This is a genomic window from Serratia sp. SSNIH1 (assembly GCF_002935055.1).
Classification (GTDB): domain Bacteria; phylum Pseudomonadota; class Gammaproteobacteria; order Enterobacterales; family Enterobacteriaceae; genus Serratia; species Serratia nevei.
In genome coordinates this window covers 4,077,447-4,103,630 of sequence record NZ_CP026383.1, presented here as the reverse complement: position 1 = coordinate 4,103,630, position 26,184 = coordinate 4,077,447, and the positions used below count along the sequence as shown (strand labels likewise).

The window sequence follows — 26,184 nt, the reverse complement described above, 5'->3', positions numbered from 1 at the left end:
ACGCATGGTGTACAGAAATGTTTACATTGTGGCGAGCTGCATGGCGCATGAGGAACGGGCCCATGGCTGAAATTATCCGCAGGCGGCTAGTGAAAAGTTATTTACGGGCTTCTATAGTGGAATGACCAAAAAATGTGGGAGAGATCAATGTTAAGGGTGGAGATGCTCAGCACCGGCGATGAGGTGCTGCACGGGCAAATTATTGATACCAACGCCGCCTGGCTGGCGGACTACCTGTTCCAGCAGGGAGTGCCGATGAGCGGGCGTGAAACAGTCGGGGACAGCCTCTCTGCGTTGATCGAGATCCTGCAGGAACGAAGCCATATCGCCGATGTGCTGATCGTCAACGGCGGCCTGGGGCCGACCAGCGACGATCTCAGCGCGCTGGCCGCCGCGAAAGCCTGTGGCGTAGAGCTGGTCGAACGGGCCGACTGGCTGGCGCGCATGGAAGCCTATTTCGCCGAGCGCGGGCGGCCGATGGCCCCTTCCAACCGCAAGCAGGCGCAGATCCCGGCCAACGCGGAAATGCTGGATAACCCGGTAGGCACCGCCTGTGGGTTTGCGCTGCAGCTGAACAAATGTCAGATGTTCTTCACCCCCGGCGTGCCGTCGGAATTCAAAGTGATGGTCGAACAGCAGATCGTGCCGCGCCTGCGCCAGCGCTTCACCTTGCCGGCGCCGCCGCTGTGCCTGCGCCTGACCACCTTCGGCACCTCCGAGAGCGATCTGGCCGCCGAGCTGGATGGCATGCCGCTGCCGCCGGAAGTGGTGCTGGGCTACCGCTCATCCAGCCCGATTATCGAGCTGAAGCTGACCGGGCCGGAAAGCCGGCGTGTGGAAATGGAGCAGGCCTGGCGACGCGTGCGCGAGGTGGCGGGGGACAACTGCATCTTTGAAGGCACCGCCGGGTTGCCGGCGACGCTGACGCAGCGTCTGAATCAGCAAGGGCTGAAGCTGGCGTTGAGCGAGCAGTTCAGCGCCGGGTTGATCAATCTGCAGCTGCAGAGCGAAGGGGCGCCGCTGGCGGGGGGCGAGCTGCTGCCGGCGCACTGCATCGAAACGCTGGAAACGACGCTGGCGCGCGCCCGTTCGCTGGCGGAATTGACCGGTGCGCCGTTGGCGTTGGCGGTCAGCGCCATGCGCGACGAGCAGGTGAGCATTGCGCTGCATACGCCGCGCGGCGGCATTGGCCAGACGGTGCGTTATCGGGCGTCGCGCCACGGCCTGCGGCTGCGGCAGGAGTCGGTGGCGATGCTGGCGCTGGATATGCTGCGCCGCTGGCTTAATGGGGGCCAGGCGTGCGGTAAAAACGCCTGGCTGGAGGTGGTGGAAATTATCGAGTGACGGTCATGGCGCTGAGTCGCCGGCGTCACGGTTTTGCTGCAGCCGTTCGGACGCCAGGCGTGAAAGGCGTATCGCCGCCGCGCCCCGCGTTTGCAGATCTGCACCATAGTCCTTGAGTGCCTGCGCGGCGCTGCCGGCCTGCGCCAGATGCGTCGCCAGGCTGGCGGCGTCCGCCAACGCGGTGTTGGCGCCGAGCCCACCCGCCGGGCTCATGACATGCACGGCGTCGCCGAGAAAGGCGATGCGTTCGCTGTGCCACACCGGCATCGCCTTCGTGACCTGCACCGCCCGCACGCTGAGCGACAGGGGATCCGCCAGCGCTAACGCCGTTTGCAAAGCGGGGGCCCATCCCTGCGAGATATGCCTTACGCGTGCCTGCAGCGCAGCGCTTCCTTCCGCCCGCGCCGGCCCGCCGAGCCGTTCAGCCGTTCCGATACAGGCCCAATAAAGATAGTCGTCGACCGGCGTGAGGGGGCAATCCGGCGCATAGTCGGCTGCCAGCTGCGCCATGGGCGCCTGAAAGCGCATCGGTTCAATCACCAGCGACAAGCCGTCGGCGAAGACGACCGACACGCCGCGCAGCAATTCGGGGGCCAATTGGGCACGGGTCGCCGCATCGAGCGGCGTTTTGCCGTAGAGGGTGACCGCGCCGCTGTCTTCGGGGCCCGCCTTGGGCAGGCAGCGCCGCCGCACCAGCGAGTTGACGCCGTCGGCGGCGATCAGCACATCGACCCGCACGTGTTCGCCGTTGGCGAACTGAAGTTCCACGCCCTGCGGCGTCTGCGCAAATTCACGCAAGGTATGGCCGAAACGCACCCGCTCTTGCAGGCCGGCAAGCAGGATCTCGCGCAGCGTTTGGCGATGAATGCCGAGATCGCCGCCCGGTTCTTGCGTTTGGCGCTGGCTGGAGGGCAACCAGTGCTCGGGGCGCCGGCCGGTGAGCGGGGCAAGCTGCGGATCCCATAGATTGCTCTCGCCGCTGTTTTGCGCGCTGCCGGCGCAGAGCAACCGGTAGTGCGCCGGCGGCAGGCAGGCGGCCAGCGCCTGCTGGCCCGACGGATCGATGCGCAGCCGGTAGCCCTGATCGCGCGCTTGCGGTGTGGTGTCGCGTTCAAACACCGTGGCGTGGATGCCGAAGCGGCGCAGTCCCTGAGCCAGACACAGGCCGCCGGGCCCGGCGCCGATAATGCCAATGCTGAGTGTTGTCATCATGTTCCCTCTTGAGTCAGTGGCCACAGACGGTCGCGGCCGGAAGCATTTCATTATGTCGGCGCAGGAAAAGGTTGGTATAACGGTATCTGGACTAAAAATAGTGATTAGTGGCCAATATGAATGCAAACCTTCATGCCCTCGACGCTGACTGCAGCGAATGGTCGGCGGGCCCCTGGCTGATCGCCCTTGGCGGCCGCGACGCGGCAGGCCGGGAGTATCGGTTGGGCACGCGCGAATACGACTGGCATCAGCATGTGCGAGGGCAGTTGCTGTGCGTTGAAAGCGGCTTGCTGCATGTACGCACGGCGCAGGGCGACTGGGTGCTTCCGCCTCAGCGGGCGGGTTGGATCCCGCCGGCGACGCAGCACCGGGTGCAGGTCTGCGGCGCGCTGAGCGGCTGGAGTTTGCTGCTGGCGCCGGAGGCCTGCAACGATCTGTCGAATACACCTTGCGTTATCGGCATCAGCGCAGTGCTGCAGGCGTTGGCTCAGCGTGCGGAAGGCTGGGACAAACGCAGCGCGCTTACCCTGGAGCAGGAGCGTATGGCGCAGGTGATGCGTGACGAGATACGGCTGGCGCCGACGGAGCCGCTGTATTTACCGATGTCGTCCCATCCGCGCCTGGCCGGCGTTCTGCAGGCCTTGCTGGCGCAGCCGGGGAGCGAACGTTCACTGGAGGCGTGGGCTGAATGGGGGGCGATGTCGCCGCGTACCCTGCGGCGGCTGATGATCGGCGAGACGGGGCTGAGTTTTGCCCAGTGGCGTCAGCAGGCTCGGTTGTCATATGCGTTGGCGAAGCTGGCCGAAGGCGAAACGGTGCTGCAGATTGCGGAGGCGCTGGGGTATGCCTCGCCGAGCAATTTTATCGCCATGTTTCGTAAAGCCTTCGGCGATTCCCCGGCGCGTTATTTTTCCACATTGGCGGGAAAGGGGCGCTAATCAGGCCGGGGATGAGGGAGGAGATGCTTTTGTGACGGTTATATATCCCTGATTAATCATAATGTTATAGGGGATATTCGCGCCGGGGGAATGCTGTTACTCTCTTGACGGGTGCTTGAGACTGTTCGTCTTGGGCATTGTGTGACAAGGCGGATAGATGAAAGCCCCAGACTGACTCTCAATCAGAATGGGGCTGCACATACCGCCTAGACACCGGTATGGTAGCCCCTTCACAGCAAGGAGGCAAGCATGCGCTTAAGGTATGTGTTTCACTCGCTAGCCGTTGTATGTATTACGGTTTTGTTATTTATCTGGATGATAAGAGACTCGCTGTGCGAGCTGAAAATCTACCAGGAAAATATCACTATCCTGATCAGGTTGGCGTGTGAGGTGAAGGGGTAATCCTAGGGCGGGGGCAACCCCGCCTTCTGGTCTCCAGGCGCGATTTCCGGCACCCGACTTTACATTTCCAGCTCGATATCCGTCAGCGGCATGCAGCAGCAGGGCAGGATTTCGCCGGCGTTGATAAACGCCAGCGGCTGTTGGCGGTAGGCCACTTCGCCTTTCACCAGCTTCAGGCGGCAGGCGCCGCAATAGCCGGAGCGGCATTGGTACTCCACCTGCACGTCGTGCAGTTCCAGCACGTCGAGCAGGCAGTTTTCACTGTTAGGGCAGGAGAGCTGCGTGCCGGCGGCGCGCAGCGTTACGATTGGCGTCGCCATTGCTTACAGTTCGAAGTCGCTCAGGTCGTCGGCGTTGATCTCCGAGTCGATCTGGCCAACCAGGTAGGAGCTCACTTCCACTTCCTGCGGCGCTACCTGTACGTTGTCGGACACCAACCAGGCGTTGATCCACGGGATCGGGTTGGAGCGGGTTTCGAACGGCAGACCGAGGCCGACCGCCTGCATGCGGATATTGGTGATGTACTCCACATACTGGCACAGGATGTCTTTGTTCAGGCCGATCATCGAGCCGTCGCGGAACAGGTATTCCGCCCACTCTTTCTCCTGCTGGGCGGCCAGCACGAACAGATCGTAGCACTGCTGCTGACATTCCTCGGCGATCTCCGCCATTTCAGGATCGTCGGCGCCGGAACGCATCAGGTTCAGCATGTGCTGGGTGCCGGTCAGGTGCAGCGCTTCGTCGCGGGCGATCAGCTTGATGATTTTGGCGTTGCCTTCCATCAGTTCGCGCTCGGCGAATGCGAAGGAGCAGGCGAAGCTGACGTAGAAGCGGATCGCTTCCAGCGCGTTCACGCTCATCAGGCACAGGTACAGCTGCTTTTTCAGCGCGCGCAGATTGACGGTGACGGTTTTACCGTTCACCTGGTGGGTGCCTTCACCCAGCAGGTGATAGTAGCTGGTCATCTCGATCAGATCGTCGTAGTAGCCGGAGATGTCTTTCGCGCGCTTCTTGATCTCTTCGTTGGTGACGATGTCGTCGAACACCAGCGCCGGATCGTTGACGATGTTGCGGATGATGTGAGTGTAGGAACGGGAGTGGATAGTCTCGGAGAACGACCAGGTTTCCACCCAGGTTTCCAGCTCAGGGATCGAGATCAGCGGCAGCAGCGCGACGTTCGGGCTGCGGCCCTGGATGGAATCCAGCAGCGTCTGATACTTCAGGTTGCTGATGAAGATGTGCTTCTCGTGCTCCGGCAGCGCCTGGTAATCGATGCGATCGCGGGAGACGTCAACTTCTTCCGGGCGCCAGAAGAAGGAGAGCTGCTTTTCGATCAGTTTTTCGAAGATTTCATGCTTTTGCTGGTCGAAACGCGCAACGTTTACCGACTGGCCGAAGAACATCGGCTCTTGCAGCTGGTCGTTTTTGGTCTGAGAAAAAGTGGTGTAAGCCATAAGCCTGAATCCATCGTAACGTGGCTAAATGAAGGGGCCGGAAAATTCCGGCCCGCTAGGTCAAACTTTAGATCTTGCAGGCGCCGCTTTCGCAGTCGTCATCGCCGGCCTTGGCAGGCTGCAAATCTTCCTGGGCGTCTTCCGCACCGTCGCGGGTGTTTTGGTAGTACAGCGTTTTCACGCCAAACTTGTAGGTGGTGAGCAGGTCTTTCAACAGCTGCTTCATCGGCACCTTGCCGCCCGGGAAGCGGGTCGGATCGTAGTTGGTGTTGGCCGAAATCGACTGGTCGATGAATTTCTGCATCAGCCCCACCAGCTGCAGATAGCCGTCGTTGCTTGGCATTTCCCACAGCAGCTCGTAGTTGTCTTTCAGACGCTCATACTCCGGCACCACCTGGCGCAGGATGCCGTCTTTCGACGCCTTGATGCTGATGTGGCCGCGCGGCGGCTCGATGCCGTTGGTGGCGTTGGAAATCTGCGAAGAGGTTTCCGACGGCATCAGCGCAGACAGCGTCGAGTTGCGCAGACCGGTTTCCTGGATCTCTTTACGCAGGGTTTCCCAGTCGTAGTGCAGCGGCTCGTTGCAGACCGCATCCAGGTCTTTCTTGTAGGTGTCGATCGGCAGGATACCCTGCGAATAAGTGGTCTCTTTGAACCACGGGCAAGCGCCTTGTTCCTGAGCCAGACGGTTGGAGGCTTTCAGCAGGTAGTACTGAATGGCTTCGAACGTTTTGTGCGTCAGGTTGTTGGCGCTGCCGTCGGAGTAGCGCACGCCGTTCTTCGCCAGGTAATAGGCGAAGTTGATGACGCCGATGCCCAGGGTGCGGCGGCCCATCGCGCCACGGTGCGCAGCCTTGATCGGATAATCCTGATAATCCAGCAGGGCGTCGAGCGAGCGCACCGCCAGGGTTGCCAATTCTTCCAGATCGTCCAGGCTGTCGATCGCGCCCAGGTTAAAGGCGGACAGGGTGCACAGCGCAATCTCGCCGTTTTCGTCGTTGACGTCTTCCAGCGGCTTGGTCGGCAGGGCGATTTCCAGGCACAGGTTGGACTGACGTACCGGCGCGATCTGCGGATCGAACGGGCTGTGGGTATTGCAGTGGTCGACGTTCTGGATGTAGATGCGGCCGGTAGAGGCGCGCTCTTGCATCATCAGCGAGAACAGCTCAACCGCTTTTACGCGCTTCTGGCGAATGCTGTCGTCTTTCTCGTACTGGGTATACAGGCGTTCGAATTCGTCCTGATCGGCGAAGAACGCGTCATACAACCCCGGCACGTCGGACGGGCTGAACAGGGTGATGTCTTCGCCCTTGATCAGGCGCTGGTACATCAGGCGGTTCAGCTGCACGCCGTAGTCCATGTGACGCACGCGGTTGCCTTCAACGCCACGGTTGTTTTTCAACACCAGCAGGCTTTCCACTTCCAGGTGCCACATCGGGTAGAACAGCGTTGCCGCGCCACCGCGCACGCCGCCCTGCGAGCAGGATTTGACGGCGGTCTGGAAGTGTTTGTAGAACGGAATACAGCCGGTATGGAAGGCTTCACCGCCACGGATCGGGCTGCCCAGCGCGCGGATGCGGCCGGCGTTGATACCGATGCCGGCGCGCTGCGAGACGTATTTCACAATGGCGCTGGAGGTGGCGTTGATGGAGTCCAGGCTGTCGCCGCACTCGATCAGCACGCAGGAGCTGAACTGGCGGGTTGGGGTGCGCACGCCGGACATGATCGGCGTAGGCAGCGAAATCTTGAAGGTGGAAATCGCGTCATAGAAACGTTTGACGTAATCCAGACGAGTTTCACGCGGGTAGTTGGAGAACAGGCAAGCGGACACCAGCATGTACAGGAACTGGGCGCTTTCGTAGATCTCGCCGCTGACGCGGTTCTGCACCAGATACTTGCCTTCCAGCTGCTTGACGGCGGCATAGGAGAAGTTCATGTCGCGCCAGTGATCGATAAAGGAATCCATCTGCTCGAACTCTTCAGCGCTGTAGTCTTCCAGCAGATGCTTATCGTATTTGCCCATCTCGACCATGCGAGTGACGTGGGCGTGCAGCTTCGGCGGTTCGAACTGGCCATAAGCCTTTTTGCGCAGGTGGAAGATCGCCAGGCGAGCGGCCAGGTACTGATAGTCCGGCGCATCGCGGGAGATCAGATCGGCTGCGGCTTTGATGATGGTTTCATGAATGTCGGCGGTTTTGATGCCGTCATAAAACTGAATGTGTGAACGCAACTCTACTTGAGAAACCGAGACGTTGTGTAATCCCTCCGCGGCCCAATCGATGACCCGGTGGATTTTGTCGAGATTGATGCGCTCTTTACGGCCATCGCGTTTAGTTACAAGCAGACTTTGGTTCATGTGGTGTTTTACCTGTCCGTATGGTGCCCCTAAGCAGAAGTGTAGTCGCTCTGCTCAGTATGTAAACACTATATATAGGGGTTGTATGTCGGTGAGGTAACAAGATAGTGAGAAAAAACGGCGTTTGCAAGTGAACAAAACCGGCCTAATTTGTGGATAACTTGGGGGTGAAATGTAACTTGCCGCGCGAAGCGCGCGCCGTGACTGGCGCGACAAGCTTGTCAATAAGCGCGATCAGATTTTACTGAAAAACTGAAAAAACCGATCGTTTGGCGCTTTATTAAACGTTAGAAAAAAACGGCATATTGATCTGATTTAATATTCTAAAAAACTGTTTACAACGGCTATTTTGATCGAAGTCGCGGAAATTAGGTATTTTTCCGAATACTCCGCCGGCGCCGCCCCCCGGTAATGCAGGGCCGGCGCGGTTTACAACGCTTAGCCTTCGTGCTGGGTGTGCACCATGTAGTTCACGTCAACGTTGCGTCCAAGCTTGAAATGATCGGTGATCGGGTTGTAATGCAGGCCGATCATGTGCTTTTCGCGCAGCGGCGTGCCGTCGACCCAGCCGATCAGTTCGGAAGGGCGAATGAACTTCTTATGATCGTGGGTGCCCTGCGGCACCATCTTCAGCACGTACTCCGCGCCGATCACCGCCATCAGCCAGGCTTTGGTGTTGCGGTTGATGGTGGAGAAGAACACATGGCCGCCCGGTTTCACCAACTGGGCGCAGGCGCGCACCACCGAGGCCGGATCCGGCACGTGCTCCAGCATCTCCATGCAGGTGACGACGTCATAGCGCTGTGGGTTGGCCTGAGCGTGGCTTTCCACCGTCTCCTGCACGTAAGTGACGTTCATGCCGCTTTCCAGCGCGTGCAGCCGCGCGACCTGCAGCGGCTCCGCGCCCATGTCCAAGCCGGTGACCTTGGCGCCTTCGCGCGCCATGCTTTCCGCCAGAATGCCGCCGCCGCAGCCCACGTCGAGCACCTGCTTGTCAAAAATGCCGCCGGCGCGCTGCATGATGTAGTTCAGGCGCAGCGGGTTGATGCGGTGCAGCGGTTTGAACTCGCCTTCCAGATCCCACCAGCGGGAGGCGACGGCCTCGAACTTGGCGATTTCCTGGTGGTCAACGTTTTGCACTCGGCTGGATGATTCTGCGTTCATGGGCTTGTCTGGCTCCTTGTTCTCGTTGCGCGGATTATACATGTTCCGGCGCGGCATCGTCTGCGCCGATGCGTTTTTAGCGCACTTATCTGCACAATTTCCGTGAAACAGCGGCGGTTATTTTCCCGTAAAGCGTGCTTTGTGATATAGTTTTACACCTTTGCCACTATGGCAGCGGGCAGATGAATCATTAGTAGAGGGATAGCAGCTCCATGAGCGACCTTGCCAGAGAAATCACACCGGTAAACATCGAAGACGAGTTGAAAAACTCGTATCTGGATTATGCGATGTCCGTTATTGTCGGACGTGCGCTGCCAGATGTTCGTGATGGACTGAAGCCGGTTCACCGCCGCGTTCTGTACGCGATGAGCGTACTGGGTAACGACTGGAATAAACCATACAAGAAATCGGCCCGTGTCGTCGGGGACGTGATCGGTAAATATCACCCACACGGTGACAGCGCGGTTTACGACACTATCGTGCGTATGGCCCAGCCGTTTTCACTGCGCTACATGCTGGTGGACGGCCAGGGTAACTTCGGTTCCGTCGACGGCGACTCCGCCGCGGCAATGCGTTATACCGAAGTGCGCATGTCCAAGATTGCTCACGAACTGTTGGCGGACCTGGAAAAAGAAACCGTCGACTTCGTGCCTAACTATGATGGCACCGAGCAGATCCCGGCCGTCATGCCGACCAAGATCCCGAACCTGCTGGTCAACGGCTCGTCGGGCATCGCCGTGGGCATGGCCACCAATATTCCACCGCACAACCTGACAGAAGTCGTCAACGGCTGCCTGGCCTATATCGACGATGAAAACATCAGCATCGAAGGGCTGATGGAACACATCCCGGGTCCGGACTTCCCGACGGCGGCGATCATCAACGGCCGCCGCGGCATTGAAGAGGCCTACCGCACCGGGCGCGGCAAAGTCTACCTGCGCGCGCGCGCGGAAGTGGAAGCCGACGCCAAGACCGGGCGCGAAACCATCATCGTTCACGAGATCCCGTATCAGGTGAACAAGGCGCGTCTGATCGAGAAGATCGCCGAGCTGGTGAAAGAAAAGCGCGTGGAAGGCATCAGCGCGTTGCGCGACGAGTCCGATAAAGACGGCATGCGCATCGTGATCGAAGTCAAACGCGATGCGGTCGGCGAAGTGGTGCTGAACAACCTGTATGCGCTGACGCAACTGCAGGTCACCTTCGGCATCAACATGGTCGCGCTGCATCAGGGCCAGCCTAAGCTGCTGAACCTGAAAGACATCCTCGAAGCCTTCGTGCGTCACCGCCGCGAAGTGGTTACCCGCCGCACCATCTTCGAACTGCGCAAGGCCCGCGACCGCGCCCATATTCTGGAAGCGCTGGCCATCGCGCTGGCCAACATCGATCCGATCATCGAGCTGATTCGCCGTGCGCCGACCCCGGCCGAAGCGAAAGTTGCGCTGGTGGCGCAGCCGTGGGATCTGGGCAACGTCAGCGCCATGCTGGAACGCGCCGGTGACGACGCCGCCCGCCCTGAGTGGCTGGAGCCGGAGTTCGGCATTCGCGACGGCAAATACTACCTGACCGAGCAGCAGGCTCAGGCGATTCTGGATCTGCGCCTGCAGAAACTGACCGGCCTGGAGCACGAGAAGCTGCTGGACGAATATAAAGAACTGCTCAACTTTATCGCCGAGCTGATCTTTATTCTGGAAAGCCCAGAGCGCCTGATGGAAGTGATCCGCGAAGAGCTGGTGGCAGTCAAAGAGCTGTACAACGACGGCCGCCGCACCGAGATCACCGCCAATACTTCCGACATCAACATCGAAGACCTGATCAACCAGGAAGACGTGGTGGTGACCCTGTCTCATCAGGGCTACGTGAAGTATCAGCCGCTGTCCGACTATGAAGCTCAACGCCGCGGCGGCAAAGGCAAATCTGCGGCGCGTATTAAAGAAGAAGACTTTATCGATCGCCTGCTGGTGGCCAACACTCACGATACGATCCTGTGTTTCTCCAGCCGTGGCCGCCTGTACTGGATGAAGGTGTACCAACTGCCTGAAGCCAGCCGTGGCGCGCGCGGTCGCCCAATCGTCAACCTGCTGCCGCTGGAAGCCGATGAGCGTATCACCGCTATCCTGCCGGTGCGCGAGTATGAAGAAGGGCGCCACGTGTTCATGGCCACCGCCAGCGGTACCGTGAAGAAAACCGCGCTGACCGAGTTTAGCCGTCCGCGCAGCGCCGGCATCATCGCCGTCAACCTCAACGAGGGCGACGAACTGATCGGTGTCGATCTGACCGACGGCAGCAATGAAGTGATGTTGTTCTCCGCCAACGGTAAAGTGGTACGCTTCCCGGAAACGCAGGTGCGTTCGATGGGCCGTACCGCAACCGGCGTGCGCGGCATCAACCTCGGCGAAGGCGACAGCGTGATCTCCCTGATCGTGCCGCGCGGTGAAGGCGACATCCTGACCGTGACGCAAAACGGCTTCGGTAAACGCACCGCCGTGACCGAATATCCGACCAAGTCACGCGCCACCCAGGGGGTTATCTCCATCAAGGTGAGCGAGCGTAACGGCCAGGTGGTCGGCGCCGTACAGGTGGAAACCAGCGACCAGATCATGATGATCACCGATGCCGGTACGCTGGTGCGTACCCGCGTTTCGGAAGTCAGCGTGGTGGGCCGTAACACCCAGGGCGTGACGCTGATCCGCACGGCGGAAGACGAAAACGTCGTCGGCCTGCAGCGCGTGGCCGAGCCGGTGGAAGACGAAGAGCTGGACAGCCTGGAACCGGGGGCGGAAGCGGTGGAAGAAGACACCACGCCGCTGGACGATGGCGACGACGCGGCTGAGCCGATGGACGACGACAACGTTTAAAGCAAGGTGAGGGCGTCGGCATGCCGACACCCTAATGCACTGAGACAGAAGGGCCTGGCAGCGATGCTAGGCCCTTTTTCAGTTATATGGTTTAATTGGCGCACCGAGCCGCCGGCTGCCGCGCCGGCGAATGCGTGCACCGCCACTGACTTTCGTATGGTATCCGATTGAAATACTTAGCCTCTTTTCGAACTACGCTGAAGATATCCCGCTATCTGTTCCGGGTGCTGGCGATTTTGCTGTGGTCGTTGGGAGCGCTGCTCACCACCTTTTATATTCTGAATATCCTGCATCAGAAAGAGTCGGATATCCGGCAGGACTACAACCTCAACTTCGATCAGGCGCAGGGCTACATCCGCCATTCCGCCGACATCATCCGCGACATCAAGTATATGGCGGAGAACCGTCTCAACGGGTCGGTCAGCAGCCTTGACATGTTCAGCGGCGTGTTTCCCGGCAAGGGCAGCCCGCCGCAATTCTTTCCGCTGTATCCGGAGTCCAACTGCACGCTGAGCACCACCTACCGCAGTTCGCTCGATTCGCTGAGCGGCCTGATCCAGTATTGGAAAGAGAACTTCGTGGCGGCCTACGATCTCAACCGGGTGTTCTTCATCGGCGGCGACAGCCTGTGTATGGCGGAGTTCGGCGGCGGCAACGCGAGCGCCAATCGGGAAAACGTGCTGAAGTCGCTGCACGAGCGCATTCTGAAATACCGCAACGCCAAGAATCTGGACAAAGACAACAACCTGTATTGGATCAGCCCCAGCGCGCAGCGGCCGGACGTCGGCTATCTGTATGTGCTGACGCCGATTTATATCGGCAACAAGCTGGAGGCGCTGCTGGGCATCGAACAGACCGTTCGGCTGGAGGATTTCGTTACCGCCGGCAACCTGCCGATCGGCGTCACGCTGCTGGATGAGAACAACGAGCCGGTGCTGCGCCTGGCGGACGGCGATCGCTATGCCGCTTCGCTCAACAGCTATCCCGCAGAGCACGCCTACTTCGGCTATGTCGACAATTATCGCGATCTGATCCTGAAGAAAGTGCTGCCGCCTTCTTCGCTGAGCATCGTCTATGCGCTGCCGGTGAAAAGCGTAGTAGAACGTTTCAAAATGCTGATCCTCAACGCGCTGTTGTTGAACCTGCTGTCGGCCATCGTGCTGTTCACGCTGGCGTGGCTGTTTGAGCGTAAAATGTTCCTGCCGGCGGAGGACAACGCCTTTCGCCTGGAAGAGCACGAGCAGTTCAACCGCAAGATCGTCGCTTCGGCACCGGTGGGCATCTGTATCCTGCGCATCAGCGACGGCACCAATATCCTGAGTAACGAACTGGCGCACAACTACATCAACCTGTTGACCCACGAAGATCGCGATCGCATTACGCGCATCATTTGCGAACAGCAGGCGAATTTCGTCGATGTGATGACCAGCAACAACAACAACCTGCAGATCAGCTTTGTCCACTCGCGCTACCGTAACGAAGATGTGGCGATTTGCGTGCTGGTGGACGTCAGCGCCCGCGTGAAGATGGAAGAGTCGCTGCAGGAGATGGCGGCGGCGGCGGAGCAGGCCAGCCAGTCCAAATCGATGTTCCTGGCCACCGTCAGCCATGAGCTGCGCACGCCGCTGTACGGCATTATCGGCAACCTCGATTTGCTGCAAACCAAGGCGCTGCCGCAGGGGGTCGATCGGCTGGTCAATGCGATGAACAACTCTTCCGGCCTGCTGCTGAAAATCATCAGCGATATTCTCGATTTCTCCAAAATCGAGTCCGAGCAGCTGAAGATAGAACCGCGCGAGTTCTCCTGCCTGGAGGTGATCACCCATATCGCCGGCAACTATTTGCCGCTGGTGGTTAAGAAACGTCTGGGGCTGTACTGCTTTATCGAACAGAACGTGCCGGAGCGCATTTTCGGCGATCCGGTGCGGCTGCAGCAGGTGCTCTCCAACCTGGTGAACAACGCCATCAAGTTCACCGATACCGGCTGTATCGTGCTGCAGGTCTGCACCCGCGGCAGCTATCTGGAGTTCAGCGTACGCGATACCGGCGTCGGTATTCCGGAGAAGGAAATTTCGCGCCTGTTCGATCCGTTCTTCCAGGTGGGCACCGGCGTGCAGCGCCATTTCCAGGGAACCGGCCTGGGGTTGGCTATCTGTGAGAAACTGATCAACCTGATGGACGGCGATATCGCCGTCGAGTCCGAACCGGGTCTGGGCAGCTTGTTCAGCATCCGCATTCCGCTGTTCAACGCTCAGTTCCCCATCCCGCAGGCCAGCGATACCTGGCAGGGCCGTCGGCTGTGGCTGGATATCCGCAATCAGCGGCTGGAAAGTTACCTGATGGCGATTCTGGGGGGGTACGGCGCCGATATCCAGCGCTATGACGGCCAAGAGACCGCCGCCGGAGAGGTGATGCTCAGCGATCATCCGCTGATGCTGGACACGCCGCTGCTGGCTCAGATCCAATTCTCTACCGAACATATCGGCCCATCGCTGGAAACCCGGCCGGGTTATTGGATGCACAGCACCTCCACGCCGCGAGAAACGCTAAGCTTGCTCAACCGGTTGTTCGGCGTCGGCAGCGGCGCGGCAGAGGCGCTGGTGCAGCTGCCGGTGCCCGCCAAGGCCAGCGCGGCGGACAACGGCGATATTCATCTGCTGGTGGTTGACGATCATCCGATCAACCGTCGCCTGCTGTCCGATCAGCTGGGATCGCTGGGGTATCAGGTGGTGACCGCCAACGACGGCGTCGACGCGCTCGGCGTGCTGAAACAGCACCACGTCGATATTGTGCTGACTGACGTCAATATGCCGAATATGGACGGCTATCGCCTGACGCAGGAACTGCGACAGATGCAGTTCAGCGCGCCGGTGATCGGCGTGACGGCGAATGCGCTGGCGGAAGAGAAGCAGCGCTGCCTCGAGGCGGGTATGGATAACTGCCTGTCGAAACCGGTCACGCTGGAGACGCTGGAACAGACGCTGGCTTACTACAGCCAACGGGTACGCTACAGCCGCAGCGAGGCTTGAAAAGCAAACAGGCACGGCGAGTGCCGTGCCTGTTTGGTGCTAACCTGCCGCGAGGCGGGCTTTAGTCTTTGTCCAACGGCGTCATGCTGACGGAGGAGAGGTAGTTTAGCAGGGCGATGTCGTTCTCGACGCCCAGCTTCATCATCGCCGATTTCTTCTGGCTGCTGATGGTTTTGATGCTGCGGTTGAGTTTCTTGGCGATTTCGGTCACCAGGAAACCTTCGGCGAACAGGCGCAGCACTTCGCTCTCTTTCGGCGACAGGCGTTTGTCGCCATAGCCGCTGGCGCTGATCTTCTCCAGCAGTTTAGAGACGCTTTCCGGCGTGAATTTCTTGCCTTTCTGCAGGGCGGCCAGCGCCTTCGGCAGATCGGTCGGCGCGCCTTGTTTCAGCACGATGCCTTCGATATCCAGATCCAATACCGCGCTCAGGATCGCCGGGTTATTGTTCATGGTCAGCACGATGATCGACAACTGCGGATAGTGGCGCTTGATGTATTTAATCAGCGTGATGCCGTCGCCATACTTGTCACCCGGCATCGACAGATCGGTGATCAGCACGTTGGCGTCCAGCTTGGACAGATTGTTGATCAGTGCGGTTGAGTCTTCGAACTCCCCAACGACATTCACCCATTCAATTTGCTCAAGTGACTTCCGGATGCCAAACAGTACGATAGGATGGTCATCAGCAATAATTACGTTCAGGTTATTCATGTTGTTGGCTACCTTGCTTCAGCAGTCTGCTGACGAAAAAATCAATCTGACTGATGTTATTCTCGATCTCGGGCGCATCACCTTCTGCGATGCGCTGTTCTAACGATTCGCACAGCTGCTTGCCGGGAAGCAGATTTAACATGGCAAACACGCCTTTAAGGCGGTGTGCGGTTTGTGACAGCGCATTGAAATCACTGCTGCCCGCCTCAGTATACAGTTTTTTGACATCGTCGGGTACTGTATCGACAAACAGCCCATAGTAATCACTTGATTTCAATTGTTTTTCATAGAGTTGGATATCTTCTGAACTCAATGAAAGAGGGCTTTCTTCCTGTTCCAGCGCGGCCATTTGCTGTTCGATCAGCATCATCACGGCGTCGATTAATGCGCCGTTCAGATTATAGTTCACCCGAATGTAGCGTTTATCCAGCGCTTGCCAGCCCGGCTCATCGGTCGCCAACAACAGGGTGTAGTCATCGGCGCGTTGTGGGTTATCGGTCAGCAGCACGTCATAATCGCGGTTGACCGCGCGATCTTCGGCGACAAGGCAGTCGGCGCCGTAGGCCTGCAGCAGGCGGGTCACGATGCCGCGCACCTCATCCGACGTGACGTCCAGCAGGGCGGTGACGCCGTCGAGCAGCTTTTCCTGCTCCTGCGGCTCTTTTTTCTCCATCTCCATGGCGACGCGAATGGTATAGCGAGTGCCGATATCCACCTTGCTGCGAATGTCCAACTGGCCATTAAGCTTTTTGCACAGCTGGTTGCACAGGAAGAAGGTGAGCCCGGAACCGTGGTTGAAGCGGTCCACCAGCGTCTGGCTGAGGAAGGGATAGTTGAGGTTGCTGATCTCTTCGTTGGAGATGCCGGAGCCGGTGTCGTTGATTTGGAAAATCAGGCGATCCGGGTGCTCGGGCTCATGGTCGACAACCAGCGAAATCTTGCCGCAGGCGGTGGTGATAATGGCGTAATGCACCAGCAGCGCGATCACTTTGCGAAGCGCGTTGGCGTCGCCGATATAGTTCTGCTCGACGTCCAGCTGGAAATGTTTGAACAGCGCCAGCCCCTTCTGATTGAGGGCAGGCAGGGCCTCCAGCAGCAACTCGTCGACCATTGCCGCTGGGTTGAACGGTTCGCGCGTAGGCTGCCAGTCCTGGGTTTCCAGCCGGGTCAGCAGGGTAATGTTATCGATCAAACCCAGCACCGAAGCCGACTCCGCGGTCAACTGGCCCAGCAGTGCCTGCTGCTGCTGCTCATCCGGCCGGTCGCGCAGACGCTCGACCAGATCGTGCATCTGGCGTACCGGCTGATTGAGCTCGATGCCCAGGTTGTGCAGCATCAGCTTGCGTGCCTGAACGTTCTTGTCGTATTCGCGCCGCGCCTGCTGCAGCCGCTTGTTCACCATCACCTCTTTATCCTGATCGTGCATCAGGAACAGGTAGGTGTCCGGCGACAGCTGGCTGCGGAAGATACGGATTTCATACACTTCATTGTTGACCGTCGCCTGGATCACCCCGTGATGCTGTTCGGCCATATGGGCGATTTTTTGCAGGCTGAGGTGCGGCAGCAGGTGTTCGGCGATTTTGTTGCTGGCGATCACCGTATTGTTGGCGAAGCTGTAGACCAGCAGGCCGGAAGGCAGGCTGGAGACGATCTCCTGATTCAGCGCGCGCTCGGCTTCCAGCTCCACCGCCATGTTTTCGCTCGGGCGAATGTACTGGCGGCGGATAAAATAGATGCTCAGCATCGACAGCGCCAGCAGCAGCAGGTTGATCGCGATCAGCCAGATGTTGTTGCGCAGCAGATCGATGGCCAGATTGATGGCCGAAACGCGATACACCACCTTCAGCGGCGCATTGGGCAGGGCGGCGCTGAACTCGACCCAACCACCGCTCATCGTCGCATGGGTACCGAGAGCCGTTTCCGCCGGGATGGCGCTGTCGTCGAGATCGACATCGTCCGGCAGCAGCAGGAAATTGGCGCGGGCCAGATTGGCCGGAATGATGTCGTTGATCGGCAAGTCGAAGGCGATCACCGTCGCCAGATGTCCCGGCTGATTAAAGGTGGTGCGAATCGAGAACGAATAGGCGTTCTGGAAACGCTGCTTGCGCAGATCGGAAAAGCTCTCGCGCTCGTCGAGCATGTTGGCCTGTTGCAGCATCTCGGCGCGGCGTTCGTCCGCCGAGGTGGTCAGGTAGCTCTCTCGAAAGCGTGAAGCCAGCTCTTTGAGCGGCTGGGTGGTGATCAGACTGAGGCTGTTGTCCTGGCCATTGAGGTAATACATGGTGTAGTTCTCGGTCTTGGCACCCCAGCGGGTGTCCAGGTAGTCCGAGATGTTGGCGATCATTGCCAGCGTGTTCTCGTCATGGCTGCCGAAGATCACCGCGTCGGTTTTCTTGTGCGGCTTTTCGACATAATAGACGTCGGGCCGCAGGCGGGTTTCCTGCAAACCGGGATCGCTGTTCTGTGCCGGCGCATTGCCGAATTTGTCATAGACCTGGTAGGTCATATAGCGGTAGGTATCGATACGCTTTTGCAGCGAACCGGCAATGCTGTTCAGCGTGTACTTCTTTTCCGCCAGCCAGGCGTTGGTGTAGTTGTAACCATACAGGCCAATGCCGATCGTCAGCAGCACGATAAACAGCAGGAAGCAGCGGGTAATGTTGCTGGAGCTGATGGTCAGTTGTTTATTTTGCATAGTGGCTGCGCATTCCTGAATCAGCGAGTGACGGCCTTGGCGCTGGCGGTTACCGCCAACAGCAGGGCGGCTACGCAGGCGAAAGCCACCGTCAGACTGGAAAACTGAGCGATAAAGCCGATCAGCGCCGGGCCGGCCAGAATACCGGCATAGCCGACGGTGGTGACGGAGGCGATCGCCAAATTGGCCGGCATGTCGCGCTGGTTGCCCGCCGCGCTGAACAGGATCGGCACGACGTTCGAGGCGCCCAGGCCGACCAGCATGAAACCGACCAGCGACACGGTGGCGTGATTGAAGGCGATGGCCAGGCTCAGACCGAGTGCGGCGCACAGGCTGCCCAGCAGCAGCACCCGGTAGCGGCCCAGCGAGTTCACCACCCGATCGCCATTGAGCCGGCCGAGCGTCATGGTGATGGAAAACAGCGCATAGCCCAGGCCGGCCTGGCTATGCTCGACGCCGCGCAGCGTGGTGAGGAACAGCGCGCTCCAGTCGAGCATCGATCCTTCCGCCAGAAACATGATAAAGCACAGGATGCCGATGAACATCACCCAGCCGCGCGGCAAGACGAACATCGGCCCGCCGTCGTCGGCGCCGCTCTCACGCAGCAGATGGCGGCTGGCGAGTGCCAGCAGCACTATCACCGCCAGTACGGTAAGCAGGGTGGATTGCAGCGGCGTCAGGCCCAGCCACAGCAGCGCGCTGACGCCACCGGCGCCGGCAATGCCGCCGATGCTGAAGAAACCGTGAAAACCGGACATCATCGCCTTGCCGCTGGCGCGTTCGACGATCACCGCCTGAACGTTCATCGCCACGTCGATCATGCCGATCGCCGCCCCGAACAGCAGCAGCGCCACGGCCATGCCGCCGAGGGAATCCATCAGCGCCAGCAGCGGCAGATCGATACATAACCCGAGCCCCGCCATCAGGATCACTGCGCGGCAGCCCAGTTTGCCGGTCAGGAAACCGGTCAGCGGCATCGCCAGCATGGAACCGGCACCGATACAGAGCAGCAACAGGCCGAGCGAGCCGTCATCGATACCGATGCGCGTTTTGGCGAAGGGCACCAGCGGCGCCCAGGCGGCCATGCCAAGACCGGCGACGAAAAAGGCCAGGCGGGTGGCGATCTGTTGAGGAACGCCGGGCGTTTGCTGTTCATTGCACAAGGTGGCTGTCATGTAAGCGTCAGGATCTTGGGTCAAAAGAGTGGCGAAAGTTACTGACAGTTTTTATCACAATCCGCGATCCGGGTCGAAAAGATTCGCGTTTGGTTCCTCTCTGGCACCGCCTCTGCGCACCAGCCACAGGGCGATCGCCTGGACTATATACGCCTTTTGCCGTTGGTCGAGCGCGATACCCTGCGGTATGCCGTGCCACTTTTCCAGGCAGCCGCGGCAGCAGGTGGCGGTGGCGTGTTGGGCGACAAACACCGGGTGGCCGCGCATCGGCGTTTGCTTACCGTCATTTTTAGGATGGGCGGCGGCCAGGCGACGGTCGATGAAATCGCGGGCATGGCTGAGGATCAGCGGCAATCCCTTGTCGTCGAGGTAGGTTTGGTCTTTGGCATTTAAACGGAAACGGGCGCGGAAGGGGGAGCTTTGCAGCCGCTGCCACAGCACGTCGGGTTGAAAGGGCATCATAACTTTACTCGCTGAGGGTGAGCTTTTTTTCAGGCTATCAGAAGTGAAACTCCGCGGCTAATTATGCCTGCGGCGAGAAATAACGGACGGGATAAAGCACGAAATGAAAAGCAAGCTCAATTTATAGACTAAAATAACAGAAAAGATTAGCAATTAGTGCGGAGGTGAATTAGTGAAACTATATCATGAGGTTATTTATTTGCTTGCTATTTGTACGAACTGAAATTGTGAGGAGAGTGTGGGGGGAAATAAAAAACCGGCCAGAAGCCGGTTAAAGGAATGCTGAAATTATCTTCGGATAATGAAGGTAATAATGAAAATAATGATGATAGCGAGGTGATTATAGCGGCTGCGTGCGGACAGCGTTTTGGCACAATGTGCTTATTGCCCGGCCTAATTGTATGGTTGCCTTTTTTTTCTTAAAGATATGTATAACTACATGATTTTTTATCAGTTAATCTATTCTTTGTCTTTAAGTGCTTTATTTTGTTTGTCTGTAAGGTTTTGTGAAAGTTCGCGCGTATTTACATTTTGAAACCTTTATTAATTACAATGAAACACTATCGGATACTTGGTATCATTTTCTTTCTGGATTAATATAACCCTTGTTACCAGAATGGTAATGCACAGTCGTGCTAATAATGCTCGAAAAGGGCAGTGGCCGTAGCTCGACATAATTAACGAGGATAATAACGATGAAACTTCGAGTACTCTCTCTGATGGTACCCGCACTGCTGGTTGCAGGCACAGCAGGCGCGGCGGAAATCTACAACAAAGACGGTAATAAACTGGATTTGTACGGTAAAGTCGACGGTCTTCACTATTTCTCCAGCAATGATGGCGCGGACGGCGATCAGTCTTATATGCGTTTTGGCCTGCGTGGCGAAACGCAAATCAGCGATCAGCTGACCGGTTACGGCCAGTGGGAATATCAGGCCAACCTGAACCATGCTGAAAACCAGGACAACAAGAACTTCACCCGTTACGGCTTCGCCGGTCTGAAATTCGGCGACTACGGTTCCTTCGACTATGGTCGTAACACCGGCGTGCTGTACGACGTCGCGGCTTACACCGACTTGCAGCCTGAGTTCGACGGCTCGACCTACGGCGCTGACCAGTTCATGTTCCAGCGCTCCAGCGGCCTGGCAACCTACCGTAACAACGGCTTCTTCGGTTTGGTTGACGGCCTGAACTTCGCCCTGCAGTATCAGGGTAAGAACGGCAGCGCTGAAGAGACCAACAACGGCCGTGATGTCCTGGGCCAAAACGGTGAAGGCTACGGCATGTCGATGAGCTATGACATGGGTTACGGCATCAGTGCCGCCGGTGCCTTCTTCAACTCTCGTCGTACCAGCGAGCAGAACGGCGGTGGCGGCTATCAAAACATCATGGGCCGCGGCGACAAGGCGGAAGGTTACTCCGGTGGCCTGAAATATGACGCCAACGACACCTACCTGGCCGTGATGTTCACCCAGTCCTACAACGCGGCGCGCTTCGGTAGCTCTACCAGCGATGCTTTCGGTTACGCCAACAAGGCGCAGAGCTTCGAAGCCTACGCGCACTACCAGTTCGACTTCGGTCTGCGTCCGTTCGTGGGTTATAACCAAACCAAAGGTAAGGATCTGGGCCGCGCCGGTAACGGCAAGGACTACGGTGATGAAGATCTGGTCAAATTCGTCGACCTGGGTGCGACCTACTTCTTCAACAAAAACATGTCCACCTATGTTGACTACAAAATCAACCTGCTGGATAACAACGACTTCACCCAAGCTGCCGGTATCAACACCGACAACGTGGTGGCCGTGGGCCTGGTTTACCAGTTCTAAGCACCTCAGTGTGAACGTCATCGCGCGGCCTTCGGGCCGCGTTTTTTTTGCCTGTAAAGCACGGATTGATCCGTTGTCGGCACGGGAAGCGCTTCGGATCTCCCCCGCTGGGCCTACGCTGTCAGAACAGCAAACAGAGCGGAGGTGATATGGAACTCAAGATCGACAAGGTGATCGAAACGGTGCTGTACGTCAGCGATATTGAACGCGCGGACGCTTTTTATCGAGAGGTGCTGCAACTGCCGGCGATGGTCGCCAACGAACGGTTTCGCGCCTATAACGTCGGCGATCGAAGCGTATTGTTGCTGTTTATTGAGGGCGATTCGCTGCGCGGGGCGCACTATCCGACCGGGTTTATTCCCGCGCACGATGGCGTGGGGCCGGCGCATATCGGGCTGGCGGTAGCGAAAGACCAACTGCCGCATTGGGAACGGCATCTGATGGCCAACGGCGTGGAGATAGAGGGGCGGATGCGCTGGGAACACGGCGGAGAGAGCATTTATTTTCGCGATCCCGACGCTCATCTGCTGGAGTTGGTGACGCCGGGCATTTGGGCCAATTACTGATCGAACCCGCCTTGCGCCAACATGTCCAACGTGGCATTCAGCACCTGCAGCGCGGCCTGCGGTTGCCGCTCTATCTGCACTCTGACGATGGCGCCGTCGATCAGCATTGCCAACATCGCTGAGTGCTGTTCCCGCTGTGGGCCGGCGGGCAGGTGACGTGCCAGCTCGTCCGCCATTTGTCGCTTATGCTGGCTGGCGATGTGCAGGCTTTCCGGCAGCAGGTCGGCAAGTTCCACCGCCGTATTGATAAACGCGCAGCCACGAAAGCGCGGATCGTCGAACCATTCCGCCAGGCAGGGCGCCAGCGCCGCCAGCAACCCGCCGGTTTGCGCCACATGCCTGGCCAACGCTGTGCTGAACCAAGCTAGCCACTGCTGGTGGCGATAGGCCAAAAACGCCGTAATCAAGTCGTTCTTGCTGGGAAAATGGCGGTAAAACGTCACCTTGGTTACGCCAGATTCCTTGATGATGCGATCGATGCCGGTGGCGCGGATCCCCTCCTGATAAAACAGATCGTGCGCCGTCAGCAGGATGCGCTGGCGGGCGGGCAAGGCGTTGAGATCGGCGGTCATCATTTTCTCCTGGGCTATTTCCGACTGATTGTAGACAACTCTGTCTACATGCGCTAGCGTAATATTGTAGACAGAGTTGTCTACATGCCTTCACTCAGGAGATGAACATGAGCATTAAACCCCCATTGCCGCCTTTTACCCGCGAATCCGCCATCGAGAAGGTGCGGCTGGCGGAGGATGCCTGGAACAGTCGCGATCCCGAACGCGTATCGCAGGTATATTCCCTCGATACTCATTGGCGTAACCGCGCGGAGTTTGTCGACGGCCGCGCAGCGGTGGTCGGTTTTTTACAACGCAAATGGGCGAAAGAGTTGGAGTATCGGCTAATTAAGGAACTGTGGGCGTTTGATGGCGCGCGCATCGCGGTGCGTTTCGCCTATGAATGGCGCGACGATTCCGGCAACTGGTATCGCAGTTTCGGCAACGAAAACTGGGAGTTCAATCAGGAGGGGCTGATGATCAACCGCCATGCTTGCATCAACGACATGCCGATCCGCGAACAGGATCGGCGTTTTCATTGGCCGCTCGGCCGGCGCCCGGACGATGTCCCGGCCCTGAGCGATTTCGGTTTTTGAATCTGACGTCGCGCCCGCGATGGCCGCTAGTGAGAAAAAGCGCACCGATCGACAAAGGTGAATTTGTAGAAAAGCCTTTCCACTTCTAGACTTAGGGGACAACAAACGCACTCCAAGAGGACAAGCTATGACGAAGAAGTTGGTTTTGGCCGTCGGCACTGCGGCGGTATTTTCCATTCTTGCCGGCTGTACCACCTATGATCGTGCAGCCAGCTATGTCAATGAGCCGGTGGTCAGCGATGTCAAAGTAGGGATGACCAAGCAACAGGTGCGGGCTATCGCGGGTCCGCCGTCGACCACCGCCACGCTGGTTCATGCGCAGGGCACTTGCGACACCTATGCGGTGGCGCCGCGCGACGGCAAAGTGCAAACGTACTTTGTCAGCTACAACGACACGGGCCATGTCATGAACAAGGGCTATCAAACCTGTTCAGACTACGATTCTCAGCCGAAATAATCGCGTTTCGGCCGACCCAAAAAGCCTCGCTTGCGCGGGGCTTTTCATTTTTTAAGCGTTTAAGGCCTGAAGTTTAGGCAACTGCACCGGTTGTGCCATTTTTTTTCATGAAAACGATAGACATTTCATAACGGTATCGCTAATATCAGCGCCCATTGGAAGGATGGCCGAGTGGTTTAAGGCAACGGTCTTGAAAACCGTCGAGTGTAACAGCTCCCAGAGTTCGAATCTCTGTCCTTCCGCCAAATTCAGCCGGCTTAGCTCAGTAGGTAGAGCAACTGACTTGTAATCAGTAGGTCACCAGTTCGATTCCGGTAGCCGGCACCATGATAAAGCAGTATCGGCACCCTGAGTGCCAAAAAAACCGCCAGCCGCAAGGTTGGCGGTTTTTTGCTTTATGCCGTTCCCAACGCGGCGTGTACGGGGCTAGGGCAGCCAGGCGCCAAGCACCACTCCGATAATCGCGTACTCATCGGCATTCAGCGCCGGGCAATCCGGCATGCTCCCCTTAAGCCATCGATGCCCTGCTTCCTCAACATACTTTCTAAAGGTGAGCTCAGCATTGTTGCAGCGTTTCGCTATCACCTTGTCGCCGGAGACGAGCTCGGTAATCCCGGCCGCAGCGGGTTCGACAAGTATCAAGGCGCCCTTCGGGTAATTGGCACCGGTAGAGCCACTCATCGTGTCATCCCGCACGGGCAGCCAGTAGGCCTGAGCGCTGCACTGCACCATCGCCGGGTAGTGGACGACCGTCCCTTTGTTCAGCTGTTCGTGAGACAACGGCAGTGTCCATGCCAACAGCGGCAGCGTTTTACCTGGGGCCTGCGCGGCCTTCTTCCTGGCGGGGCGTAGCCCGGTTTGCTCCAGGCCGTCCAGCCAGCCGATTTGCACGGCGAAGTACTGCTCAATCCTTCGCGCCATATCGCCACTGATGCCTTTTTTTCCTTTCTTGCCCGGCGGGTAGAGCAGGCGAGAGACATAGTCAGCGGCAATGCCGAGCGCCTCGGCAAGGCGCTTTTGGCCCCCGACGCCGAGGTTGTCGATCAGGATGATCAGGCGCTCTCGCCGCATCTCCTGCAGGTGCAATTTTTGCTCGTTTTTCATGAGGCCATCGTACCTAAATTTAGCTGCAGGTAAATGGCTTTTCGCTATTGAAAAAAAGATACCTCTGGGTATACTTGATACTGTTTATTTATACAGTATTTGGTGCGGCATTCCTCGGCGAGTACGCCGAGCAGCACAATGGCTCGACCGACGTCGGTAAGCGACATGGAGCCCTGGCGATGTGGCAAACGCCCAAAGGAGGTGGAAGCATGAGAGATATGAATGAAGTGTTGGAGCGATGGGGCGTATGGGCCAGGGATAACAGCGGCATTGATTATTCCCCCATTGCCGCCGGGTTCAAAGGGCTGTTGTCCTATAAATCGAATGGCGAGCTCTCCTGCTGCGATGATGACGGCCTGGTGATCGACGGTTGCGTGGGCAGATTGAAGAAATACAAACCCGAAGAGTTCGATCTCATCATTGCCCACCATGTTTATGGCATATCTCTGCGCAAGATTGCCCTGAAAAGGAAATGTTCAGACGGTACGATACGTAAAGAGATGCAAACGGCGGAGGGATTTATCGGTGGATGCCTGGCGATGCTGGATATAACGTTGAGTATGGATCGCTGAAAAGGCTGCCGTTGAAATCGAAGAGAGTTTATTTCTCGCCTCCTAATGACATAAGGAATAGCAAGGGCGAGTAAAATATCTTGCGCGTCGCCATAATTAAAAAAAGCTCACGCGTACGCAAATAAGCCGGTAATCTGCTAAAACTGAGTCGTTGCCGGCGCCGCCGCACGATAGATAAACCTCGCTCCGGCGGGGTTTTATTTTTTTTATCATAAAAAGCTCACGCGTACGCAAATAAGCCGGTAATCTGCTAAAACTGAGTCGTTGCCGGCGCCATCGCACGATAGATAAACTTCGCTCCGGCGGGGTTTTATTTTTTTTATCATAAAGGACTCACGCGTACGCAAATAAGCCGGTAATCTGCTAAAACTGAGTCGTTGCCGGCGCCATCGCACGATAGATAAACTTCGCTCCGGCGGGGTTTTATTTTTTTATCATAAAGGACTCACGCGTACGCAAATAAGCCGGTAATCTGATAAAACTGAATTGTTGCCGGCGCCGCCGCACGATAGATAAACCTCGCTCTGGCGGGGTTTTTCATTTTTAGCCTCCTTGTCAAAACGGTCAATCACTCACTGAATAATGACTGTCGTTGAATGACCACGACGGGAGGCTAATCCCTCTTCTTTATAAAACAGCGCAATCTTATTTATCTGCCCAGGCTCAGCAGAGCTTCAACAGCGTAAATGGCCGCTTTTTAAATGGAACAGGAAT

The 26,184-nt window shown here is 57.9% G+C and carries 21 protein-coding genes and 2 tRNA genes; 12 read left to right on the top strand and 11 right to left on the bottom strand.

The window, feature by feature from the left end; all coding sequences use genetic code 11:
• Positions 1-147: 147 nt before the first annotated feature.
• Complete coding sequence (locus tag C3F38_RS19795; RefSeq protein ID WP_038881933.1) at positions 148-1,344, top strand: nicotinamide mononucleotide deamidase-related protein YfaY; 1,197 nt, start codon at positions 148-150, stop codon at positions 1,342-1,344.
• Between the two features lie 3 nt (positions 1,345-1,347).
• Here the strand turns inward: C3F38_RS19795 and C3F38_RS19790 are convergent, their stop codons facing one another.
• Positions 1,348-2,556, bottom strand: coding sequence for an NAD(P)/FAD-dependent oxidoreductase (locus C3F38_RS19790; protein ID WP_233211714.1), 1,209 nt, complete (start codon positions 2,554-2,556; stop codon positions 1,348-1,350).
• A gap of 116 nt (positions 2,557-2,672) precedes the next feature.
• On the opposite strand from C3F38_RS19790, the gene C3F38_RS19785 reads away from it, so the two are divergent.
• Together C3F38_RS19785 and C3F38_RS26905 are read left to right on the top strand one after the other, a co-directional pair.
• The gene (locus C3F38_RS19785) at positions 2,673-3,494 is read left to right on the top strand and encodes a helix-turn-helix domain-containing protein (protein ID WP_055317189.1); all 822 of its coding nucleotides are present in this window, start codon (positions 2,673-2,675) and stop codon (positions 3,492-3,494) included.
• Between the two features lie 249 nt (positions 3,495-3,743).
• Positions 3,744-3,896 (top strand): Hok/Gef family protein, encoded by a 153-nt coding sequence (locus tag C3F38_RS26905; protein WP_055311787.1) that lies wholly within the window; start codon positions 3,744-3,746, stop codon positions 3,894-3,896.
• A gap of 59 nt (positions 3,897-3,955) precedes the next feature.
• Here C3F38_RS26905 and yfaE read toward each other — a convergent pair whose 3' ends face one another.
• From yfaE to ubiG, 4 genes are all read right to left on the bottom strand, one after another.
• Positions 3,956-4,216 (bottom strand): class I ribonucleotide reductase maintenance protein YfaE, encoded by a 261-nt coding sequence (gene yfaE / locus C3F38_RS19775; protein ID WP_033653779.1) that lies wholly within the window; start codon positions 4,214-4,216, stop codon positions 3,956-3,958.
• 3 nt (positions 4,217-4,219) lie between these two features.
• The gene (gene nrdB / locus C3F38_RS19770) at positions 4,220-5,350 is read right to left on the bottom strand and encodes a class Ia ribonucleoside-diphosphate reductase subunit beta (RefSeq protein WP_019453694.1); all 1,131 of its coding nucleotides are present in this window, start codon (positions 5,348-5,350) and stop codon (positions 4,220-4,222) included.
• 67 nt (positions 5,351-5,417) lie between these two features.
• The gene (gene nrdA / locus C3F38_RS19765; protein ID WP_033648028.1) at positions 5,418-7,706 is read right to left on the bottom strand and encodes a class 1a ribonucleoside-diphosphate reductase subunit alpha; all 2,289 of its coding nucleotides are present in this window, start codon (positions 7,704-7,706) and stop codon (positions 5,418-5,420) included.
• A gap of 438 nt (positions 7,707-8,144) precedes the next feature.
• Positions 8,145-8,870, bottom strand: coding sequence for a bifunctional 2-polyprenyl-6-hydroxyphenol methylase/3-demethylubiquinol 3-O-methyltransferase UbiG (gene ubiG, locus C3F38_RS19760; protein WP_033641383.1), 726 nt, complete (start codon positions 8,868-8,870; stop codon positions 8,145-8,147).
• Between the two features lie 212 nt (positions 8,871-9,082).
• Here ubiG and gyrA point away from each other — a divergent pair, with 212 nt between their 5' ends.
• Together gyrA and rcsC are read left to right on the top strand one after the other, a co-directional pair.
• Positions 9,083-11,725: a DNA topoisomerase (ATP-hydrolyzing) subunit A gene (gyrA, locus tag C3F38_RS19755; RefSeq protein WP_103767478.1), complete on the top strand. Its 2,643-nt coding sequence runs from the start codon at positions 9,083-9,085 to the stop codon at positions 11,723-11,725.
• A 167-nt stretch (positions 11,726-11,892) separates the two neighbouring features.
• Positions 11,893-14,754, top strand: a complete 2,862-nt coding sequence (gene rcsC / locus C3F38_RS19750; protein WP_038883664.1) for a two-component system sensor histidine kinase RcsC — start codon at positions 11,893-11,895, stop codon at positions 14,752-14,754.
• A 61-nt stretch (positions 14,755-14,815) separates the two neighbouring features.
• Here rcsC and rcsB read toward each other — a convergent pair whose 3' ends face one another.
• The 4 genes from rcsB to C3F38_RS19730 are packed head-to-tail and all read right to left on the bottom strand — an operon-like array spanning position 14,816 to position 19,795.
• The gene (gene rcsB / locus C3F38_RS19745; protein ID WP_004935900.1) at positions 14,816-15,466 is read right to left on the bottom strand and encodes a response regulator transcription factor RcsB; all 651 of its coding nucleotides are present in this window, start codon (positions 15,464-15,466) and stop codon (positions 14,816-14,818) included.
• A complete protein-coding gene (gene rcsD, locus C3F38_RS19740; RefSeq protein WP_055317191.1) occupies positions 15,459-18,161 on the bottom strand; it encodes a phosphotransferase RcsD in 2,703 nt (900 codons plus the stop codon). The genes rcsB and rcsD overlap by 8 nt, the downstream gene beginning before the upstream one ends.
• 20 nt (positions 18,162-18,181) lie before the next feature.
• Positions 18,182-19,336 carry an MFS transporter gene (locus C3F38_RS19735; RefSeq protein WP_047730202.1) on the bottom strand — a complete coding sequence of 385 codons (1,155 nt, stop codon included), beginning with the start codon at positions 19,334-19,336 and terminating at the stop codon, positions 18,182-18,184.
• Positions 19,337-19,390: 54 nt separating this feature from the next.
• On the bottom strand, positions 19,391-19,795 hold the full coding sequence (locus C3F38_RS19730; RefSeq protein WP_047730872.1) for a DUF4186 domain-containing protein: 405 nt from the start codon (positions 19,793-19,795) through the stop codon (positions 19,391-19,393).
• Between the two features lie 698 nt (positions 19,796-20,493).
• Here C3F38_RS19730 and ompC point away from each other — a divergent pair.
• The gene (ompC, locus tag C3F38_RS19725; RefSeq protein WP_038876356.1) at positions 20,494-21,624 is read left to right on the top strand and encodes a porin OmpC; all 1,131 of its coding nucleotides are present in this window, start codon (positions 20,494-20,496) and stop codon (positions 21,622-21,624) included.
• A gap of 149 nt (positions 21,625-21,773) precedes the next feature.
• Positions 21,774-22,190: a VOC family protein gene (locus C3F38_RS19720; protein WP_047730203.1), complete on the top strand. Its 417-nt coding sequence runs from the start codon at positions 21,774-21,776 to the stop codon at positions 22,188-22,190.
• Here C3F38_RS19720 and C3F38_RS19715 read toward each other — a convergent pair.
• Positions 22,184-22,762 carry a TetR/AcrR family transcriptional regulator gene (locus C3F38_RS19715; protein ID WP_055317192.1) on the bottom strand — a complete coding sequence of 193 codons (579 nt, stop codon included), beginning with the start codon at positions 22,760-22,762 and terminating at the stop codon, positions 22,184-22,186. The two genes, C3F38_RS19720 and C3F38_RS19715, sit on opposite strands and share 7 nt — an antisense overlap.
• A gap of 107 nt (positions 22,763-22,869) precedes the next feature.
• Between C3F38_RS19715 and C3F38_RS19710 the strand changes: the two genes are divergently transcribed.
• The 4 genes from C3F38_RS19710 (at position 22,870) to C3F38_RS19695 (ending at position 24,121) form a co-directional block, all read left to right on the top strand.
• Complete coding sequence (locus C3F38_RS19710) at positions 22,870-23,337, top strand: nuclear transport factor 2 family protein (protein WP_025303631.1); 468 nt, start codon at positions 22,870-22,872, stop codon at positions 23,335-23,337.
• 127 nt (positions 23,338-23,464) lie between these two features.
• A complete protein-coding gene (gene osmE, locus C3F38_RS19705; protein WP_025303630.1) occupies positions 23,465-23,794 on the top strand; it encodes an osmotically-inducible lipoprotein OsmE in 330 nt (109 codons plus the stop codon).
• Between the two features lie 157 nt (positions 23,795-23,951).
• Positions 23,952-24,039 (top strand) — tRNA-Ser (locus C3F38_RS19700).
• A 6-nt stretch (positions 24,040-24,045) separates the two neighbouring features.
• Positions 24,046-24,121: transfer RNA gene (locus tag C3F38_RS19695), tRNA-Thr, on the top strand.
• A 99-nt stretch (positions 24,122-24,220) separates the two neighbouring features.
• Here C3F38_RS19695 and C3F38_RS19690 read toward each other — a convergent pair.
• Complete coding sequence (locus C3F38_RS19690) at positions 24,221-24,898, bottom strand: LexA family transcriptional regulator (protein ID WP_047730204.1); 678 nt, start codon at positions 24,896-24,898, stop codon at positions 24,221-24,223.
• Positions 24,899-25,107: 209 nt separating this feature from the next.
• On the opposite strand from C3F38_RS19690, the gene C3F38_RS19685 reads away from it, so the two are divergent.
• A complete protein-coding gene (locus C3F38_RS19685; RefSeq protein WP_047730873.1) occupies positions 25,108-25,470 on the top strand; it encodes an antiterminator Q family protein in 363 nt (120 codons plus the stop codon).
• The last annotated feature ends 714 nt before the right edge of the window (positions 25,471-26,184 follow it).

Coding starts and splice junctions, on each gene's coding strand:
- osmE (WP_025303630.1), top strand. CDS start 23,465: ATGACGAAGAAGTTGGTTTTGGCCGTCGGCACTGCGGCGGTATTTTCC.
- rcsD (WP_055317191.1), bottom strand. CDS start 18,161: ATGCAAAATAAACAACTGACCATCAGCTCCAGCAACATTACCCGCTGC.
- C3F38_RS19685 (WP_047730873.1), top strand. CDS start 25,108: ATGAGAGATATGAATGAAGTGTTGGAGCGATGGGGCGTATGGGCCAGG.
- nrdA (WP_033648028.1), bottom strand. CDS start 7,706: ATGAACCAAAGTCTGCTTGTAACTAAACGCGATGGCCGTAAAGAGCGC.
- rcsB (WP_004935900.1), bottom strand. CDS start 15,466: ATGAATAACCTGAACGTAATTATTGCTGATGACCATCCTATCGTACTG.
- gyrA (WP_103767478.1), top strand. CDS start 9,083: ATGAGCGACCTTGCCAGAGAAATCACACCGGTAAACATCGAAGACGAG.
- ubiG (WP_033641383.1), bottom strand. CDS start 8,870: ATGAACGCAGAATCATCCAGCCGAGTGCAAAACGTTGACCACCAGGAA.
- C3F38_RS19795 (WP_038881933.1), top strand. CDS start 148: ATGTTAAGGGTGGAGATGCTCAGCACCGGCGATGAGGTGCTGCACGGG.
- C3F38_RS19790 (WP_233211714.1), bottom strand. CDS start 2,556: ATGATGACAACACTCAGCATTGGCATTATCGGCGCCGGGCCCGGCGGC.
- C3F38_RS26905 (WP_055311787.1), top strand. CDS start 3,744: ATGCGCTTAAGGTATGTGTTTCACTCGCTAGCCGTTGTATGTATTACG.
- C3F38_RS19735 (WP_047730202.1), bottom strand. CDS start 19,336: ATGACAGCCACCTTGTGCAATGAACAGCAAACGCCCGGCGTTCCTCAA.
- C3F38_RS19720 (WP_047730203.1), top strand. CDS start 21,774: ATGGAACTCAAGATCGACAAGGTGATCGAAACGGTGCTGTACGTCAGC.
- C3F38_RS19690 (WP_047730204.1), bottom strand. CDS start 24,898: ATGAAAAACGAGCAAAAATTGCACCTGCAGGAGATGCGGCGAGAGCGC.
- C3F38_RS19715 (WP_055317192.1), bottom strand. CDS start 22,762: ATGACCGCCGATCTCAACGCCTTGCCCGCCCGCCAGCGCATCCTGCTG.
- nrdB (WP_019453694.1), bottom strand. CDS start 5,350: ATGGCTTACACCACTTTTTCTCAGACCAAAAACGACCAGCTGCAAGAG.
- C3F38_RS19710 (WP_025303631.1), top strand. CDS start 22,870: ATGAGCATTAAACCCCCATTGCCGCCTTTTACCCGCGAATCCGCCATC.
- C3F38_RS19785 (WP_055317189.1), top strand. CDS start 2,673: ATGAATGCAAACCTTCATGCCCTCGACGCTGACTGCAGCGAATGGTCG.
- C3F38_RS19730 (WP_047730872.1), bottom strand. CDS start 19,795: ATGCCCTTTCAACCCGACGTGCTGTGGCAGCGGCTGCAAAGCTCCCCC.
- yfaE (WP_033653779.1), bottom strand. CDS start 4,216: ATGGCGACGCCAATCGTAACGCTGCGCGCCGCCGGCACGCAGCTCTCC.
- ompC (WP_038876356.1), top strand. CDS start 20,494: ATGAAACTTCGAGTACTCTCTCTGATGGTACCCGCACTGCTGGTTGCA.